The organism is Pseudomonas putida (assembly GCF_016406145.1).
In the GTDB taxonomy this organism is placed as follows: domain Bacteria; phylum Pseudomonadota; class Gammaproteobacteria; order Pseudomonadales; family Pseudomonadaceae; genus Aquipseudomonas; species Aquipseudomonas putida_E.
This window is the reverse complement of record NZ_CP066306.1, coordinates 4182221-4200455: the sequence shown is the minus strand read 5'-3', so window position 1 is coordinate 4200455 and position 18235 is coordinate 4182221. Positions and strand designations below refer to the sequence as shown.

15 protein-coding genes are annotated in these 18235 nt (G+C 61.5%); 14 read left to right on the top strand and 1 reads right to left on the bottom strand.

The features are described 5' to 3' along the window. Positions 1–46: 46 nt before the first annotated feature. Positions 47–301 (bottom strand): DUF2790 domain-containing protein, encoded by a 255-nt coding sequence (locus tag JET17_RS19200; protein ID WP_012315605.1) that lies wholly within the window; start codon positions 299–301, stop codon positions 47–49. Positions 302–728: 427 nt separating this feature from the next. On the opposite strand from JET17_RS19200, the gene acs reads away from it, so the two are divergent. The 14 genes from acs to alaS all read left to right on the top strand — a co-directional run bounded on the left by acs (position 729) and on the right by alaS (position 18203). Beyond that, entirely contained in the window at positions 729–2690 is a 1962-nt protein-coding gene (acs, locus tag JET17_RS19195) for an acetate--CoA ligase (protein WP_012315604.1), read from the top strand. 506 nt (positions 2691–3196) lie between these two features. After that, complete coding sequence (locus JET17_RS19190) at positions 3197–3982, top strand: ABC transporter substrate-binding protein (protein ID WP_012315603.1); 786 nt, start codon at positions 3197–3199, stop codon at positions 3980–3982. Between the two features lie 88 nt (positions 3983–4070). Further along, positions 4071–4760, top strand: a complete 690-nt coding sequence (locus JET17_RS19185; protein ID WP_012315602.1) for an ABC transporter permease — start codon at positions 4071–4073, stop codon at positions 4758–4760. Then, positions 4757–5455, top strand: coding sequence for an ABC transporter permease (locus tag JET17_RS19180; RefSeq protein WP_012315601.1), 699 nt, complete (start codon positions 4757–4759; stop codon positions 5453–5455). Before JET17_RS19185 ends, JET17_RS19180 begins: the two co-directional genes overlap by 4 nt. A gap of 22 nt (positions 5456–5477) precedes the next feature. Further along, positions 5478–6242, top strand: a complete 765-nt coding sequence (gene aotP / locus JET17_RS19175) for an arginine/ornithine transport ATP-binding protein AotP (protein ID WP_012315600.1) — start codon at positions 5478–5480, stop codon at positions 6240–6242. A gap of 100 nt (positions 6243–6342) precedes the next feature. Next, positions 6343–7323, top strand: a complete 981-nt coding sequence (gene argR / locus JET17_RS19170; RefSeq protein WP_012315599.1) for a transcriptional regulator ArgR — start codon at positions 6343–6345, stop codon at positions 7321–7323. 294 nt (positions 7324–7617) lie between these two features. Then, positions 7618–8838, top strand: coding sequence for an aspartate aminotransferase family protein (locus tag JET17_RS19165; RefSeq protein ID WP_012315598.1), 1221 nt, complete (start codon positions 7618–7620; stop codon positions 8836–8838). 140 nt (positions 8839–8978) lie between these two features. Next, positions 8979–9998 carry an arginine/ornithine succinyltransferase subunit alpha gene (gene aruF / locus JET17_RS19160; protein WP_012315597.1) on the top strand — a complete coding sequence of 340 codons (1020 nt, stop codon included), beginning with the start codon at positions 8979–8981 and terminating at the stop codon, positions 9996–9998. A 54-nt stretch (positions 9999–10052) separates the two neighbouring features. Then, complete coding sequence (gene astA, locus JET17_RS19155) at positions 10053–11081, top strand: arginine N-succinyltransferase (RefSeq protein WP_012315596.1); 1029 nt, start codon at positions 10053–10055, stop codon at positions 11079–11081. Beyond that, positions 11082–12545, top strand: coding sequence for a succinylglutamate-semialdehyde dehydrogenase (astD, locus tag JET17_RS19150; RefSeq protein WP_012315595.1), 1464 nt, complete (start codon positions 11082–11084; stop codon positions 12543–12545). A 23-nt stretch (positions 12546–12568) separates the two neighbouring features. Beyond that, positions 12569–13918 carry an N-succinylarginine dihydrolase gene (astB, locus tag JET17_RS19145; protein ID WP_012315594.1) on the top strand — a complete coding sequence of 450 codons (1350 nt, stop codon included), beginning with the start codon at positions 12569–12571 and terminating at the stop codon, positions 13916–13918. A gap of 14 nt (positions 13919–13932) precedes the next feature. Next, positions 13933–14223, top strand: a complete 291-nt coding sequence (locus JET17_RS19140; RefSeq protein WP_012315593.1) for a hypothetical protein — start codon at positions 13933–13935, stop codon at positions 14221–14223. A gap of 10 nt (positions 14224–14233) precedes the next feature. Beyond that, positions 14234–15241, top strand: a complete 1008-nt coding sequence (gene astE / locus JET17_RS19135; protein WP_012315592.1) for a succinylglutamate desuccinylase — start codon at positions 14234–14236, stop codon at positions 15239–15241. Positions 15242–15578: 337 nt separating this feature from the next. Further along, complete coding sequence (alaS, locus tag JET17_RS19130; protein ID WP_042111640.1) at positions 15579–18203, top strand: alanine--tRNA ligase; 2625 nt, start codon at positions 15579–15581, stop codon at positions 18201–18203. Positions 18204–18235: the final 32 nt, after the last annotated feature.

The following is an 18235-nucleotide window of genomic DNA, read 5'->3' as shown; positions in this document are numbered from 1 at the left end:
TTGTGTAACTGTTGACGAATGGGCCCCGCAGGGCCCAAATCATTCATCAGCCGTTGGAGCAGCCGTTACCCATCACGCGGTATTCGAGAATGTGCTTCTGGCCCTTGGAATCCTCGTAAGTCATGCGGGCAGGCACGACTTCGCACACGTTTGGCACTTCGCTCATGGAGATGACACGGGCGATATCCAGGTGCTGCGAATAGCTGTACTGTTCAACCGGAATCTGCTCGGCATCCTTTGCTTCATCGGCCATCGCCGCGCTGCAAAGACTACCAAGTACCAATACCAGTAACGCTTTCATTTTCTATTTACCTGTCTAAGGTCGTGAGGGGGCACGCGGTGCTTGTGGCGCCGCGAATATAGCCAAGTTTTCAACTGTCGGATTAGATCGCGATTAACGAGTTGCCTTCGTGGGGGCTGTGACTGTTACCAGTTGTTAATCGCTTTGCCGTTGCTGGCGAGGTGAATCTTATGCCTCGGTAATTAAGGGAAACAGTGGGTGTTTTGATAAAGTTTTTTCGTCTTTTGACAGAAACTGTAACAATCCCCCCGGCAAAATCTTTCGCTTTCCCCTCTCGCCGGGCCGCCAGCTGCGGCCTAGAGCCTTTCCGGCCGCCCACAAGGTGCGCAGCACGTTGCGTTACTACCATCGTCGTATGGCTTTTGCCGCTCTGGTACAGTTACAAACGGTTCCATACAAAAACAACTATTACACCGAGGTAACACAGATGAGTGCGGCTCCACTGTATCCCGTTCGTCCCGAGGTTGCGGCCACTACCCTGACCGACGAGGCCACCTACAAGGCCATGTACCAGCAATCGGTGATCAACCCGGACGGCTTCTGGCGTGAGCAGGCCCAGCGCATTGACTGGATCAAGCCTTTCACCAAGGTCAAGCAGACTTCCTTCGACGATCATCATGTCGATATCAAGTGGTTTGCCGACGGCACTCTGAACGTCTCCTCCAACTGCCTGGACCGCCACCTCGAAGAGCGCGGCGACCAACTGGCAATCATCTGGGAAGGTGACGACCCTTCCGAACACCGCAACATCACCTACCGCGAACTGCACGAGCAGGTCTGCAAATTCGCCAACGCCCTGCGCGGGCAGGACGTGCACCGTGGGGATGTAGTGACTATCTACATGCCGATGATCCCTGAGGCCGTGGTGGCGATGCTGGCCTGTGCCCGCATCGGTGCGATTCACTCGGTGGTGTTTGGCGGCTTCTCGCCTGAAGCGCTGGCCGGGCGCATCATCGATTGCAAGTCCAAGGTGGTGATCACCGCCGACGAAGGTTTGCGCGGTGGTCGTCGTACTCCGCTCAAGGCCAACGTCGACCTGGCGCTGACCAACCCTGAAACCAGCAGCGTGCAGAAAATCATCGTATGCAAGCGCACCGGTGGTGACATTGCCTGGCACCAGCACCGAGACATCTGGTACGAAGACCTGATGAAGGTAGCTTCCAGCCATTGTGCGCCAAAGGAAATGGGTGCCGAGGAAGCGTTGTTCATTCTTTATACCTCCGGCTCCACCGGCAAGCCTAAGGGCGTGCTGCACACCACGGGGGGTTACCTGGTGTACGCCGCGCTGACCCACGAGCGCGTGTTCGACTACCGCCCCGGCGAGGTCTACTGGTGCACCGCTGACGTCGGTTGGGTCACCGGCCACAGCTACATTGTCTACGGGCCGCTGGCCAACGGTGCGACCACGCTGCTTTTCGAGGGCGTACCGAACTATCCGGACATTACCCGGGTATCGAAGATCGTCGACAAGCACAAGGTCAACATCCTCTACACCGCACCCACCGCGATTCGCGCCATGATGGCCGAAGGGCAGGCGGCCGTTGAGGGTGCCGACGGCTCGAGCCTGCGCCTGCTGGGTTCGGTCGGTGAGCCGATCAACCCTGAGGCCTGGAACTGGTACTACAAGACCGTTGGCAAGGAGCGTTGCCCGATCGTCGACACCTGGTGGCAGACCGAGACCGGCGGCATCCTGATCAGCCCGCTGCCGGGCGCCACGGGCCTCAAGCCGGGTTCTGCGACCCGTCCGTTCTTTGGTGTGGTGCCGGCGCTGGTGGACAACCTGGGCAACCTGATCGATGGTGCCGCCGAGGGCAACCTGGTGATCCTCGATTCCTGGCCGGGCCAGTCGCGGTCGCTGTACGGCGATCATGACCGCTTCGTCGATACCTACTTCAAGACTTTCCGCGGCATGTACTTCACCGGTGACGGTGCGCGCCGTGACGAGGATGGCTACTACTGGATCACGGGCCGGGTGGATGACGTGCTCAACGTTTCCGGCCACCGTATGGGTACCGCAGAGATCGAAAGCGCCATGGTCGCCCATGCCAAAGTGGCTGAAGCTGCGGTGGTGGGCGTGCCACACGATATCAAAGGGCAGGGCATCTATGTGTACGTGACCCTTAATGCCGGCGTGGAGCCCAGCGAGCAGCTACGCCTGGAGCTGAAGAACTGGGTGCGCAAGGAGATCGGCCCGATTGCCTCGCCAGATGTGATCCAGTGGGCGCCAGGGCTGCCGAAGACGCGCTCGGGCAAAATCATGCGACGTATCCTTCGCAAGATCGCCACGGCGGAATACGGCTCGCTAGGTGATATCTCCACCCTGGCCGACCCGGGCGTGGTGCAGCACTTGATTGATACCCACAAGGCAATGAACCTGGCGTCGGCCTGATGAAATGAGCGGGACTGCGGGGCAGTCCTGCTTCAAACGAAAACCCCGCACGGGCAACCGGCGGGGTTTTTGCTTTACTGTTACCCGACATTCATCGGTAACTCTTCTGTCACCGATTACGCACAGCTGCGGGGCGAGCGGGAACACTCATGACCCGTTTCGGTGCGTTTAAGGCGCCATTTTTTGCCGTGCAGCACGCTACACTTGCCGTCGTACAAGGCTTTGCCAATAATAGGCCCAGTAATTGCTAGTTCTAAAGGTTATTTTCCTTGCGCTCTTGCATATCTTGCAAAGGCTGTCAACCTCGCCCGCTGCCGTTTCAAGCGCTTCTGTAAGTAGTTGTCGCTTTGAAGAAATATCGACTACCGGGCTGTCGTTAAAATGCCACTCACTCGCTCGTGGTCTGCGACCTTGGTCGAACCCTGCGCGGCTCGCGTTGTACCCATTCGCATATCGGGCAGTTGTTACTCCTGCCTTGTAATGCCCCGTACCGATGGAGTTACCTGATGAAGAAGCTCGCACTGCTTGGCGCCCTGGCGCTTTCCGTGTTTTCCCTGGTGTCGCAGGCTGATGAAAAACCGTTGAAAATCGGTATCGAAGCGGCCTACCCACCCTTCGCCTTCAAGCAGCCCGACGGCAGCATCGCCGGTTTCGACTACGACATCGGCAACGCCCTGTGTGAAGAGATGAAAGCCAAGTGCACCTGGGTCGAGCAGGAGTTCGACGGCCTGATCCCGGCGCTGAAAGTGCGCAAGATCGACGCCATCCTGTCGTCCATGTCGATCACCGATGACCGCAAGAAATCGGTCGACTTCACCAAGCGCTACTACCTGACCCCTGCGCGCCTGGTGATGAAGGACGGCGCTACCGTCAGCGACAGCCTGGATGAACTCAAGGGCAAGAAGATCGGCGTGCAGCGCGGCTCGATCCACGACCGCTTCGCCAAGGAAGTGCTGGGCGCCAAAGGTGCCACCGTGGTTCCTTACGGCACCCAGAACGAAATCTACCTTGACGTGGCCGCTGGCCGCCTCGACGGCACCGTGGCTGATGCCACCCTGCTGGAAGACGGTTTCCTGAAAACCGACGCCGGCAAGGGCTTTGCCTTCGTTGGCCCTTCGTTCACCGACGCGAAATACTTCGGTGACGGTATCGGCATCGCCGTGCGCAAAGGTGATGATGCCAACCGCGAGCGTATCAACAAGGCCATCGACGCGATCCGTGCCAACGGCAAGTACAAGCAGATCCAGGACAAGTACTTCAACTTTGACATCTACGGTCCAGACTCGAACTAAGACGTCGAGTTTCACCTGTGCAATGGTGCAAACAGCAGAGGCTCTGAGGTTTGCACCATTTTTCATTCTTTAGGTCGAGGACCTCATCATGTTGAAAGGCTACGGGGCAGTCATCCTCGACGGGGCGTGGCTGACGCTGCAGCTCGCCCTGTCGTCGATGGCCCTGGCCATTGTGCTCGGCCTGATTGGCGTGGCGCTGCGCTTGTCGCCGGTGCGCTGGCTGGCCTGGTTGGGCGATATGTATTCCACGGTGATCCGGGGTATTCCGGACCTGGTGCTGATCCTGCTGATCTTCTACGGCGGGCAGGACATCATCAACCGTTTGGGGCCGCTGGTGGGCTATGACGACTACATCGACCTGAACCCGCTGGTCGCAGGCATCGGTACCCTGGGCTTCATCTTTGGCGCCTACCTGTCAGAAACCTTCCGCGGTGCGTTCCTGGGTATTCCCAAGGGCCAAGCCGAAGCTGGCGCGGCCTATGGCATGAGCAACCGGCAGGTATTCTTCCGTATTCAGGTACCGCAGATGATCCGCCTGGCGATCCCGGGCTTCACCAACAACTGGTTGGTACTGACCAAGGCGACGGCCCTGATTTCGGTGGTCGGCCTGCAGGACATGATGTTCAAGGCCAAGCAGGCGGCAGACGCCACCCGCGAACCCTTCACCTTCTTCCTGGCGGTGGCGGCGTTGTACCTGGTGCTGACCAGTGTCTCGCTGCTGGCACTGAAGTATCTCGAGAAGCGCTACTCGGTGGGCGTCAAGGTGGCTGAGCTATGATTTTCGATTACAACGTCATCTGGGAGGCCATGCCGCTGTACCTCGGCGGCCTGCTCACCACCCTCAAGCTGCTGGCGATATCGCTATTCTTCGGCCTGCTGGTGGCTGTTCCGCTGGGCTTGATGCGGGTGTCCAAGCAGCCGGTGGTCAACCTCACGGCCTGGCTGTACACCTACGTGATCCGCGGCACGCCGATGCTGGTGCAGCTGTTCCTGATCTACTACGGCCTGGCTCAGTTCGAGGCGGTGCGCGAAAGCATCTTCTGGCCATTGCTATCCAGCGCCACGTTTTGTGCGTGCCTGGCATTTGCCGTCAACACCAGTGCCTACACCGCTGAAATCATCGCCGGCAGCCTCAAGGCCACCCCGCACGGCGAGATCGAGGCGGCCAAGGCCATGGGTATGTCCCGCATGAAGATGTACCGTCGCATCCTGCTGCCGTCGGCCCTGCGCCGGGCGTTGCCGCAGTACAGCAACGAAGTGATCATGATGCTGCAGACCACCAGCCTGGCGTCGATCGTGACCCTGATCGACATCACCGGTGCCGCGCGTACGGTCAATGCCCAGTACTACCTGCCTTTCGAGGCCTACATCACGGCGGGCGTGTTCTATCTGTGCCTGACCTTCATCCTGGTGCGCCTGTTCAAGATGGCCGAACGCCGCTGGCTCGGCTACCTGGCGCCGCGCAAGCACTGAACGCTCTGTGAGAACCGACAGCATGTACAAACTAGAAGTCCAAGACCTGCACAAGCGCTACGGCAGCCATGAAGTGCTCAAGGGTGTGTCCCTGGCGGCCAAGGCAGGCGATGTGATCAGCATTATCGGCTCCAGCGGTTCGGGCAAGTCGACCTTCCTGCGCTGCATCAACCTGCTTGAGCAGCCGCACGCCGGCAAGATCCTGCTCAACAACGAAGAGCTGAAGCTGGTCGCCGGCAAGGACGGCGCGCTCAAGGCTGCCGACCCGCGCCAGCTGCAGCGCATGCGCTCACGGCTGTCGATGGTGTTCCAGCATTTCAACCTGTGGTCGCACATGACCGCGCTGGAAAACGTCATCGAGGCGCCGGTGCACGTGCTTGGCGTAAACAAGAAAGAAGCCCTGGAAAAAGCCGAACACTATCTGGCCAAGGTGGGCGTCGCCCATCGCAAGGATGCTTTCCCGGGGCATATGTCCGGCGGTGAGCAGCAGCGTGTGGCGATTGCCCGAGCGCTGGCGATGGAGCCTGAAGTGATGCTGTTCGACGAGCCGACTTCGGCGCTCGACCCCGAACTGGTCGGCGATGTGCTAAAGGTCATGCAGGCCCTGGCCCAGGAAGGCCGGACCATGGTGGTGGTGACCCATGAGATGGGCTTTGCCCGCGAAGTGTCCAACCAGTTGGTGTTCCTGCACAAAGGCCTGGTCGAAGAGACCGGCTGCCCGCGCGAAGTGCTGGCCAACCCGCAATCGGAGCGGCTCAAGCAGTTTCTCTCTGGCAGCCTGAAGTAAAGGCTGCACCTTCGCACCAGAATAGGGCATGCTGCGCAGCAGTGCGCAGTCTGCCTTGGCGCCACAGACTCGAACGACTTCAGGTTTCGGACCTTACCCTATGACCACCCAGCGAATCGGTTTTCTCATCTGGCCAAGCACCAAGCCCTTGACGTTGGCGCTGGCGGAGGAAGTATTGCTGGTGGCCCAGCGGGTACATCCTGATGTGGTTTACGAGCTGGCCTTTATGCAGGCCGAACCTGCGCAGGATGGCGCCTGGCGCCTGCCGGGCGAGCCCTGGAACGGGCGCCTGGAGGGTTGTCACAAGCTGTTCCTGCTCGCTGACGAGCTGCCCCAGGCGCTGGGGTCGGCGCTGTCCTCGGCCCTCAAGCAATTGGCCCGTAGCGGCTGCATTATTGGCGGGCTGTCTGCGGGTGTGTATCCGTTGGCCATGCTCGGCCTGCTCGATGGTTACCGCGCTGCGGTGCATTGGCGCTGGCAAGACGATTTTGCCGAGCGCTTTCCCAAGGTCATCGCCACCAGCCATCTGTTCGATTGGGACCGTGATCGCCTGACCGCTTGCGGCGGTATGGCGGTGACCGACTTGCTGCTGGCGGTGCTGGCGCGTGATCACGGGGCTGAGCTGGCTGGTGCGGTTTCCGAGGAGCTGGTGGTCGAGCGCATTCGTGAGGGGGGGGAGCGCCAGCGCATTCCGCTGCAGAACCGCCTCGGCTCCAGCCATCCGAAGCTGACCCAGGCGGTGCTGTTGATGGAAGCCAACATCGAAGAGCCGCTGACCACTGACGAAATCGCTCAGCATGTATGCGTGTCGCGCAGGCAACTGGAGCGTATCTTCAAGCAGTACCTCAATCGGGTGCCCAGCCAGTATTACCTGGAGTTGCGGCTGAACAAGGCGCGGCAGATGCTGATGCAGACCAGCAAATCGATCATCCAGATCGGCCTTTCCTGTGGCTTCTCCTCCGGCCCGCATTTCTCCAGTGCTTACCGCAATTTCTTTGGCGCCACGCCACGGGAAGACCGCAACCAGCGGCGTAACAGCAGCCCCTTCGAATTGAGTTCGGCGCCTGCCGAAAAGGGCTGAAAGCTTCCTTGCGCAGTGCGCTTCCATCGCCGGCAAGCCGGCTCCCACACTGATCGGGTTGCCGCCGGTACAGCCGGCGTATCTTCTTATGTGAACATCCGTTCACCCAGTCTCGCTCTGCCGTTACACTGCGCGATTGCGACAGTGTTTGTCGCATTGCCGAAAGCCTGGGTAAAACTGGGTTTTGCGCTGTAACAAGTTGTCGCTTGGCCGCAAGGACAGGCGCAGATCAGTCCTTACAATCCCCCCATCGCTCGCCACTTCCAGGCCAGCGTTCCTCTTCAGGAGACTCAGATGTCCGTTGAGCAAGCCCCGGTGCAACGTGCCGATTTCGACCAGGTCATGGTCCCCAACTATTCTCCGGCGGCCTTCATTCCTGTGCGAGGCGAGGGTTCCCGCGTCTGGGACCAGTCGGGTCGCGAACTCATCGACTTTGCCGGTGGCATTGCGGTAAACGCCCTGGGCCACTGCCACCCGGCACTGGTCAAGGCCCTGACCGAGCAGGCCAACACCCTCTGGCACGTTTCCAACGTCTTCACCAACGAGCCAGCACTGCGCCTGGCACACAAACTGGTCGATGCCACCTTTGCCGACCGGGCTTTTTTCTGCAACTCCGGCGCTGAGTCCAACGAGGCCGCTTTCAAGCTGGCCCGTCGTGTCGCCCATGACCGCTTCGGTCCCGACAAGCACGAAATCATCTCCGCCGTGAACAGCTTCCACGGTCGCACGCTGTTCACCGTCAGTGTCGGCGGCCAGCCGAAGTACTCTGACGGTTTCGGCCCGAAGATTACCGGTATCAGTCATGTGCCCTACAACGACCTGGAAGCGCTGAAGGCACAGATTTCCGACAAGACCTGCGCCGTGGTGATCGAGCCGATCCAGGGCGAGAGCGGTGTGGTCCCGGCCGACAAGGCGTACCTGGAAGGCGCCCGCAAGCTGTGTGACGAGCACAACGCCCTGCTGATCTTCGATGAAGTGCAGACGGGTGTGGGTCGTACCGGCTCGCTGTACGCCTATCAGCACTACGGCGTGACGCCAGACATCCTGACCAGCGCCAAGAGCCTGGGCGGTGGTTTCCCGATCGGTGCCATGCTCACCACCAGTGAGCTTGCCAAGCATCTGGCGGTCGGCACCCACGGCACTACCTATGGCGGTAACCCGTTGGGCTGCGCCGTTGCCTGCGCGGTGCTGGACGTGATCAACACCCCAGAAACCCTGGCCGGTATCAAAGCCAAGCACGAGCGCTTCAAGGTGCGCCTTGAGAAGATCGGCCAGCAGGCCGGCCTGTTCTCTCAGGTGCGTGGTGTCGGCCTGTTGATCGGCTGCGTGCTGACCGAAGCCTGGCAGGGCAAGGCCAAGGACATCCTCAATGCCGCCGAGAAGGAAGGCGTGATGGTGCTGCAGGCCGGCCCGGACGTGGTGCGCTTCGCGCCGAGCCTGGTGATCGAAGATGCCGATATCGATGAAGGCCTGGACCGCTTCGAGCGGGCTGTGGCCAAACTGACCCAGGCCTGATTCGCCGGGGGTCCCTTCGCCGGCCCCGAGCGGGCCGGCGATAGCAGAATTCCAGTGCGGGCGCGTGCTTGCAGTCTCAACACGCGCCCGCCGTTTTTCCGTGCCGCGAAAGCGGCCAGTTTTTCCAAAGGAGTGACACCATGCTGGTGATGCGCCCCGCGCAAATGGGTGATCTGAACGAAGTGCAGCGCATGGCTGCAGACAGCCCCGTTGGTGTCACTTCGCTGCCGGACGACGCTGCCCGTCTGGGCGACAAGATCGCCGCCTCGGAAACGTCGTTCGCTGCCGAAGTCAGTTTCAATGGCGAAGAAAGCTACTTCTTCGTGCTTGAGGACAGTGTCACCGGCAAGCTCGCCGGTTGCTCGGCAATCGTCGCCTCGGCAGGCTACTCCGAGCCGTTCTACAGTTTTCGTAACGAAACCTTCGTGCACGCCTCCCGCGAACTGAAGATCCACAACAAGATCCACGTCCTGTCACTGTGCCATGACCTCACCGGCAACAGCCTGCTGACCAGCTTCTATGTCCTGCCTGAACTGGTGAACAGTGGCTGGGCCGAGCTGAATTCGCGTGGCCGCTTGCTGTTCATGGCCTCGCACCCGGAGCGCTTTGCCGACTCGGTGGTCACCGAAATCGTCGGTTACAGCGACGAGCAAGGCGAGTCGCCGTTCTGGGATGCCATCGGGCGCAACTTCTTCGACCTCAACTATGCCCACGCCGAGCGCTTGTGCGGCCTGAAGAGCCGTACCTTCCTCGCCGAACTGATGCCGCACTACCCGATCTATGTACCCCTGCTGCCGGACGCTGCGCAGGAAGCCATGGGCCAGGTGCACCCGCGCGCGCAGATCACTTTCGACATCCTCATGCGTGAGGGCTTCGAGACCGAGCACTACATCGACATCTTCGATGGCGGCCCGACCTTGCATGCGCGTGCCTCGGGCATCCGCTCGATCGCCCAGAGCAGGGTGGTGCCGGTCAAGCTCGAGGAACTGCCGGCCAAGGGCGGGCGCCCGTACCTGGTGTGCAACGGCCAACTGCAGGATTACCGCGCGGTGCTGGTCGAACTGGACTGGGTGCCGGGCAAGCCTGTCAGCCTCAGTGCAGAGGCTGCCGAGGCGCTGGGTGTGGGCGAGGGCGCCAGCGTGCGCCTGGTCGCGGTCTGAGGTCTGGGAACAGAGAGTTTTGCGGTAGCTACAGTTGCCGCACAAGGAGATAGCATGATCGTTCGTCCTGTACGCAGCAGCGATTTACCTGCGCTGATCGAATTGGCACGCAGCACCGGTACCACCGGGCTGACCACCTTGCCGGCCAACGAGGAGCGCCTCGGGCATCGTGTCGGCTGGGCCGAGAAGAGCTTCCGTGGTGAAGCCGAGCGCGGTGACACCGACTACCTGTTCGTGCTGGAGAACGACGAAGGCCTGGTGGTCGGCATCAGTGCCATCGCCGGGGCCGTCGGCCTGCGCGAGCCCTGGTACAACTACCGGGTCGGCCTGACCGTCAGCGCCTCGCAGGAGCTGAACATCTATCGCGAAATCCCCACCCTGTTCCTGGCCAACGACCTGACCGGCAACTCCGAACTGTGTTCACTGTTCCTGCGTAGCGACCACCGCTCCGGGCTCAATGGCCGCTTGCTGTCGCGGGCGCGCATGCTGTTCATCGCCGAGTTCCCGGAACTGTTCGGCAACAAGATCATCGCCGAAATGCGTGGCATGTCTGACGAGCAGGGCCGTTCGCCGTTCTGGGAGAGCCTTGGGCGGCACTTTTTCAAGATGGAGTTCAGCCAGGCCGACTATCTCACTGGCGTGGGCAACAAGTCGTTCATTGCCGAGCTGATGCCCAAGTTCCCGTTGTACACCTGCTTCCTGTCGGAGGCTGCGCGCAGCGTCATCGGCCGTGTGCACACCGACACCGAGCCTGCGCTGGCCATGCTCAAGCAGGAAGGCTTCAGCTACCAGGGGTATGTCGACATCTTCGACGCTGGCCCGGCCATCGAGTGCGAAACCTCGAAGATTCGTGCCGTACGCGAGAGCCAGACCCTGGTGCTGGCCGTCGGTACGCCTGGCGATGACGCAACCCCTTACATCATCCACAACCGCAAGCGCGATGACTGCCGTATCACTGCCGCGCCCGCACGTCTGGCTGCGGGCACCCTGGTGGTCGACCCGCAAACCGCCAAGCGCCTGCGTATGGGCGCTGGCGACAATGTGCGCGCCGTGCCGCTGTCGGCAAGCCGGGAGGCCCAGTAAATGACCACGCATTACATCGCCGGCAGCTGGCAGGCCGGCCAGGGTGAAGCCCTGCAGTCGCTCAACCCGGTCACGCAAGCCGTTGTCTGGCAAGGGCAGGGCGCCGATGCCAGCCAGGTCGACGCTGCCGTGCTGGCCGCGCGTCAGGCTTTTCCGGCCTGGGCGCAACTGAGCCTGGAGGCGCGCATCGACGTGCTGGAAAAGTTTGCCGAACAGCTCAAGCAGCATTCCGAGGCACTGGCCTACTGCATTGGCGAGGAAACCGGCAAACCGCTGTGGGAATCGGCTACCGAAGTCACCAGCATGGTCAACAAGGTCGCGATCTCGATACAGAGCTACCGCGAGCGTACGGGCGAGAAAAGCGGCCCGCTAGCCGATGCTACCGCCGTACTGCGGCACAAGCCCCACGGGGTGGTGGCGGTGTTCGGCCCCTACAATTTCCCCGGCCACTTGCCCAATGGTCACATTGTCCCGGCGCTGCTGGCCGGTAACTGTGTGGTGTTCAAGCCCAGCGAACTGACCCCCAAGGTCGCCGAGCTGACAGTCAATTGCTGGATCGCCGCGGGCCTGCCGGCCGGTGTGCTCAACCTGGTGCAGGGCGCACGTGAAACGGGCGTGGCGCTGGCTGCCAACCCAGGTATCGATGGCTTGTTCTTCACTGGCTCAAGCCGTACCGGCAACCTGCTTCATCAGCAGTTTGCCGGCCGTCCGGACAAGATCCTCGCCCTGGAAATGGGCGGCAACAACCCGTTGGTGGTGGATGGGGTCAAGGACCTCGACGCGGCGGTATACACGATCATCCAGTCGGCGTTCATCTCCGCTGGGCAGCGCTGCACCTGTGCTCGCCGTCTGCTGGTGCCGCAGGGCGCATGGGGCGATGCGCTGGTCATACGGTTGGTCGAGGTGTGCAAAAGCATCACGGTCGGCGCTTTTGATCAGCAGCCGGCACCCTTCATGGGTTCGGTGATTTCGCTGCAGGCTGCGCGGGCGCTGGTCGCGGCGCAGTCTGAGCTGCTCGCCAAGGGCGCTACCCAGTTGCTGGAGATGACCCAGCCCCAGGCCGATGCCGCACTGCTGACCCCGGGCATCATCGATGTCACCGCCGTGGCGGACCGGCCCGACGAAGAGTTTTTCGGCCCGCTGCTGCAGGTGATTCGTTACGCCGACTTCGATGCTGCCATCGACGAGGCCAACAACACTCAGTACGGTCTGGCCGCCGGCCTGTTGTCCGACTCCCGTGCCCGCTACCAGTACTTCTGGCTGCGCAGCCGCGCCGGCATCGTCAACTGGAACAAGCAACTGACCGGTGCCGCCAGCAGCGCGCCGTTCGGGGGGATAGGCGCCAGTGGCAATCATCGCGCCAGCGCCTATTACGCCGCCGACTACTGCGCTTACCCCGTGGCTTCGCTGGAGACTGCCAGCCTTGCCCTGCCGGCGACCCTGACGCCGGGCGTCACCCTATAACAACAGGTCACGGAGCCTAGCCGATGAAATCCTATGAAGTGAATTTTGATGGCCTGGTGGGGCCTACCCACAATTACGGCGGCCTGTCCTACGGTAACGTTGCCTCGCAGAGCAACAGCCAGCAGGCCTCGAACCCGCGTGAAGCGGCGCGCCAAGGCCTGGCAAAGATGAAAGCGCTGGCCGACATGGGCTTCAAGCAGGGTGTGCTGGCGCCGCAGGAGCGCCCCGACGTAGCGGCTTTACGCCGCCTGGGCTTCAGCGGCAGCGATGCCGAAGTCATCCAGCGCGCGGCCAAAGAGGCCATGCCGTTGTTGGTCGCCAGCTGTTCGGCATCGAGCATGTGGGTGGCCAACGCGGCCACCGTCAGCCCTAGCGCCGACACCGCTGATGGCCGCGTGCATTTCACTGCGGCCAACCTCAACTGCAAGTACCACCGTAGCATCGAGCATCCGACCACCAGCCGTGTGCTGGCTGCCATGTTCAGCAATGAGCAGCACTTTGCCCATCACCCGGCGCTGCCTGCCGTGGCGCAGTTCGGCGACGAGGGCGCGGCCAACCATACGCGCTTCTGTCGCAGCTACGGCGAGGCGGGCGTTGAGTTTTTCGTCTACGGTCGCAGCGCGTTCGACAGCCGCTATCCCGCGCCGCAGAAGTATCCGGCGCGCCAGACCCTGGAAGCTTCACAGGCCGTAGCACGGCTTCATGGTCTGAGCGATGACGGTGTGGTCTACGCTCAACAGAATCCGTCAGTGATCGATCAGGGTGTATTCCACAACGATGTGATTTCGGTGGGCAATGGCGAGGTGCTGTTCTACCACGAAGATGCTTTCCTCGAGACTGACGCGGTGCTTGGCCAGCTGCAGGCTAAACTGGCCAGCAAGGGTGGCAACTTCCAGGCCATCCGTGTGCCACGGGCAGCGGTGGCGGTAGAGGATGCGGTGCGTTCCTACCTGTTCAACAGCCAGCTGCTCAGCCGCGACGACGGCTCGATGCTGCTGGTAGTGCCGGAAGAGTGCCGCAACAATGAGCGCGTCTGGGCTTACCTGCAGCAACTGACCAGCCAGGGTGGCGCGGTAAAGGAGGTCAAGGTATTTGACCTCAAGCAAAGCATGCAGAACGGCGGCGGCCCGGCGTGCCTGCGCTTGCGCGTGGCTTTGAAGGAATCGGAACTGGCGGCGGTCAATCCAGGCGTTATCATGACCGCCCCGCTGTACGACACACTGTTGCAGTGGGTCGACAAGCACTACCGCGACCGCCTGGGCGAAGCGGACCTTGCCGACCCGCAGTTGCTGGTTGAATGCCGTACGGCGCTGGATGAGTTGACCCAGATTCTGAAGTTGGGCTCGGTCTATCCGTTCCAACGCCAACCTTGAAGAGAGATTTTGTAATGACCGACGCCCTGCGCCTGATCCTTGAAGATGTAGACGGCACCCAGCTGGAAACCTCCTGCACCCGCTTCGCCGTTGTCTGGCAGGGCAAGGAAGTGTGGATTCAGCAAGACGGCCGTGGCCAATTGCTGATCGGTGTCGACGTCGATGAGAACGACACCGAGTACGCCAACCTGCTGCTGCGCCCGATGGCTACCAACCTGGTCAGCCTGCAGCTGGAGATGGAGCCGGCAGAAGCCGGTGAAGACGATGATCACGTCCATGGCCCTGACTGCGGCCACGACCACTAAGGAAGCGCCTATGCTCGCCCTTGGCAAATTGCTTGAGCTGACCCTGACCGATCACGAGCCGGCCGAGAAGACCCAAGTTACACCCAAGGGCGTGCGTTTACGCTGGCTGGGGGAGGGCGCACTTGAGGTGCGTCCGCCCGAAGGCGACGATTGCGGGTTGGACCTGCTGCTGTCGGCCGGTATCCATGGCAATGAAACAGCGCCGATCGAATTGCTCGAACGGCTGCTGCATGGCGTGGCCAATGGCAAGATCAAGCCGCGTTCGCGTGTGATGTTCCTGTTCGGCAACCCTGCGGCCATCCGCAAAGGCGAGCGCTTCATCGAGCAGGACATCAACCGCCTGTTCAATGGTCGTCATGAGCTTTCCAGTGGTTTCGAGGCATTGCGTGCCGCGGAACTTGAGCAGTTCGCCCGGGTGTTCTTCAGCAAGCCCGAGCGTGCTCGCCTTCATTACGACCTGCATACCGCTATTCGTGGCTCCAAGATCGAGCAGTTTGCCCTATACCCCTATAAAGAAGGGCGCAAGCATTCTCGTCGCGAGCTGGCTCGCCTGGCTGCTGCCGGCATGGAGGCGGTGCTGCTGCAGAGCAAGTCATCGATCACCTTCAGTGCCTTCACCTATGAGCAGCTAGATGCCGAGGCATTCACCCTGGAGCTGGGCAAGGCACGGCCGTTCGGGCAGAACGAGCAGGTCAACCTCGACAAGCTGGAGGAGCGCCTGATCCAGATCATCGAAGGCAACGAACCTGAGGCCGGAGACTCACTCGATGGTCTTAAACTGTTTAGTGTGGCTCGCGAGATCATAAAGCACAGTGAGGGCTTCCGCCTGCACCTGCCGGTGGATATCGAGAACTTCTCCGAGCTGAGCAAAGGTTATCTGCTGGCTGAGGACCTGGCCGAAATGCGCTGGGTGGTGGAGGAGGAGGGGGCGCGGATCATCTTTCCCAATCCCAAGGTCAAGAACGGGCTGCGCGCCGGCATTCTCATCGTCCCGGACTCGGGGCAGCGCCTGGACTGAGTTTGCGCATTCCCTTGCAGAAGCGGCTTTGTGTCGCGCAAGGGCGCTTCTACAAAGGCCAGTCGTCGCTGAATGCTGCCCATGAAAACCATTTAATTCACCGTCTGTTCCATTTTCCCTTCCCTTGAGCGGTAATAGGCTTGCCAGCGGCAAAAGCCTGCATTTAGCATCCGGTCATGTCATTTTCGTTTGCATGAGCCTGAAAAGCCGTCCAATCGACGCTTTGCATCGCATAAACACACTGCACCGAGATTGCAGGACCGATATAATGCGGCCCTTTGCCGTCGTTTCGTCGACGCGTTTGCCCCCAGGGGCCGCCGTTTCCGTGGAAGAACCTATGAAAAGCGCAGAAATCCGTGAAGCCTTCCTTCGCTTCTTCGAAGAGCAGGGCCATACCCGAGTCGCCTCCAGTTCGCTGATCCCGAACAACGACCCGACCCTGCTGTTCACCAACGCAGGCATGAACCAGTTCAAGGACTGCTTCCTCGGTGCCGAGAAGCGCGCCTACACCCGTGCGGTCAGCAGCCAGAAGTGCGTGCGCGCCGGCGGCAAGCATAACGACCTGGAAAACGTCGGTTACACCGCGCGTCACCACACCTTCTTCGAGATGCTGGGCAACTTCAGCTTCGGCGACTATTTCAAGCGCGATGCGATCACTTTCGCCTGGACCTTCCTGACTTCCGACAAGTGGCTGAACCTGCCCAAGGAAAAGCTCTGGGTCACCGTCTACGCCAGCGACGACGAAGCCTACGACATCTGGACCAAGGAAGTCGGCGTGCCGGCCGAGCGCATGGTGCGCATCGGTGACAACAAAGGCGCCCCTTACGCCTCCGACAACTTCTGGACCATGGGCGACACCGGCCCGTGTGGCCCTTGCACCGAGATCTTCTACGACCACGGTGCCGATATCTGGGGCGGCCCACCCGGTTCCCCTGAAGAAGACGGCGACCGCTACATCGAGATCTGGAACAACGTCTTCATGCAGTTCAACCGCACTGCCGATGGCGTGCTGCACCCGCTGCCAGCGCCGTCGGTGGATACCGGCATGGGCCTGGAGCGCATCAGTGCGGTCATGCAGCACGTGCACTCGAACTACGAGATCGACCTGTTCCAGAACCTGCTGAGCGCTGCGGCCAAGGCCATCGGCTGCAGCAACGACGGTCAGGCTTCGCTGAAAGTCGTGGCCGACCACATCCGCTCTTGCGGCTTCCTGATCGCAGACGGCGTGCTGCCCTCCAACGAAGGCCGTGGCTACGTGCTGCGCCGCATCATTCGTCGTGCCTGCCGTCACGGTAACAAGCTGGGCGCCAAGGGCAGCTTCTTCTACCAGATCGTCGCCGCCTTGGCTGCCGAGATGGGCGAGGCGTTCCCGGAGCTCAAGAGCCAGCAAGCGCACATCGAGCGCGTGCTCAAGGCCGAAGAAGAACAGTTCGCCAAGACCCTCGAGCAGGGCCTGCGCATCCTCGAGCAGGATCTGGCCCAGCTCAAGGGCGACGTAGTGCCGGGTGACGTGGTGTTCAAGCTGTACGACACCTACGGCTTCCCGATGGACCTGACCGCCGACATCGCCCGCGAGCGCGAGCTGACCATCGATGAAGCGGGCTTCGAGCGTGAAATGGATGCCCAGCGTGAGCGCGCCCGTTCCGCCAGTGCCTTCGGCATGGATTACAACAGCCTGGTCAAGGTCGACACCGCTACCGACTTCGTCGGCTACAACGCCACCGAAGGTCAGGGCAAGGTCATTGCCCTGTACAAGGACGGCCAGTCGGTCGACCAGTTGGGCGAGGGCGAGCAGGGCGTCGTGGTGCTGGACCGCACCCCGTTCTATGCCGAGTCCGGTGGCCAGGTTGGTGACACCGGCTACCTGCAGTCGGGCGCCGTACGCTTTGACGTGCAGGACACCACCAAGACCGGCGGCGCTTTCCTGCACCATGGCGTGGTCGCCAGCGGCGCGCTGGTGATCGGTTCTCCGGTCGAAGCCAAGGTCGATGCCGACGTGCAGCACGCCACCTCGCTGAACCACTCGGCCACGCACCTGCTGCACGAAGCGCTGCGTCAGGTACTGGGCGAGCACGTGCAGCAGAAGGGCTCGCTGGTCGACAGCCAGCGTCTGCGTTTCGACTTCAGCCACTTCGAGGCGGTGACGCCTGCGCAGATCAAGGCACTGGAAGACATCGTCAACCGCGAAGTGCGCAAGAACACCCCGGTGGAAACTGAAATCACCGATATCGAAACCGCCAAGCGCAAAGGCGCGATGGCCCTGTTTGGCGAGAAATACGGCGATACCGTGCGCGTGCTGAGCATGGGTGGCGATTTCTCCGTCGAGCTGTGCGGCGGGATCCACGCCAAGCGCACCGGCGATATCAGCCTGTTCAAGATCATCAGCGAAGGTGGCGTGGCCTCTGGCGTGCGCCGTATCGAAGCGGTTACCGGCGCTGCCGCGCTGGCTTACCTGAACGCTGCCGAAGAGCAGGTCAAGGAAGCCGCGCAGCTGATCAAGGGCAACCGTGACAACCTGATCGACAAGCTGTCGGCTGTGCTCGAGCGCAACCGTCAGCTGGAGAAGCAGCTGGAACAGCTGCAGGCCAAGGCCGCCAGCGCCGCAGGGGACGATCTCTCCAGTGCGGCTGTTGAGGTCAAGGGTGCCAAGGTCCTCGCCGCCCGCCTGGATGGGCAGGATGGCAAGGCCCTGCTGGCCCTGGTTGATCAGCTGAAGAACAAGCTCGGCCACGCAGTGATCCTGCTGGGCAGCGAGCATGAGGGCAAGGTCGTGCTGGTGGCCGGCGTGACCAAAGACCTCTCCAGCCAACTCAAGGCTGGTGACCTGATGAAACAAGCCGCTGCGGCAGTGGGCGGCAAGGGCGGTGGCCGTCCGGACATGGCTCAAGGCGGTGGCGTCGACGTCGCTGCACTGGACCAGGCCCTGGCGCTGGCCGTGCCGTTCGCAGAGCAGGGACTTTGAGATGGAGGGGCCGGTGGTCTAGTCATCGGCCC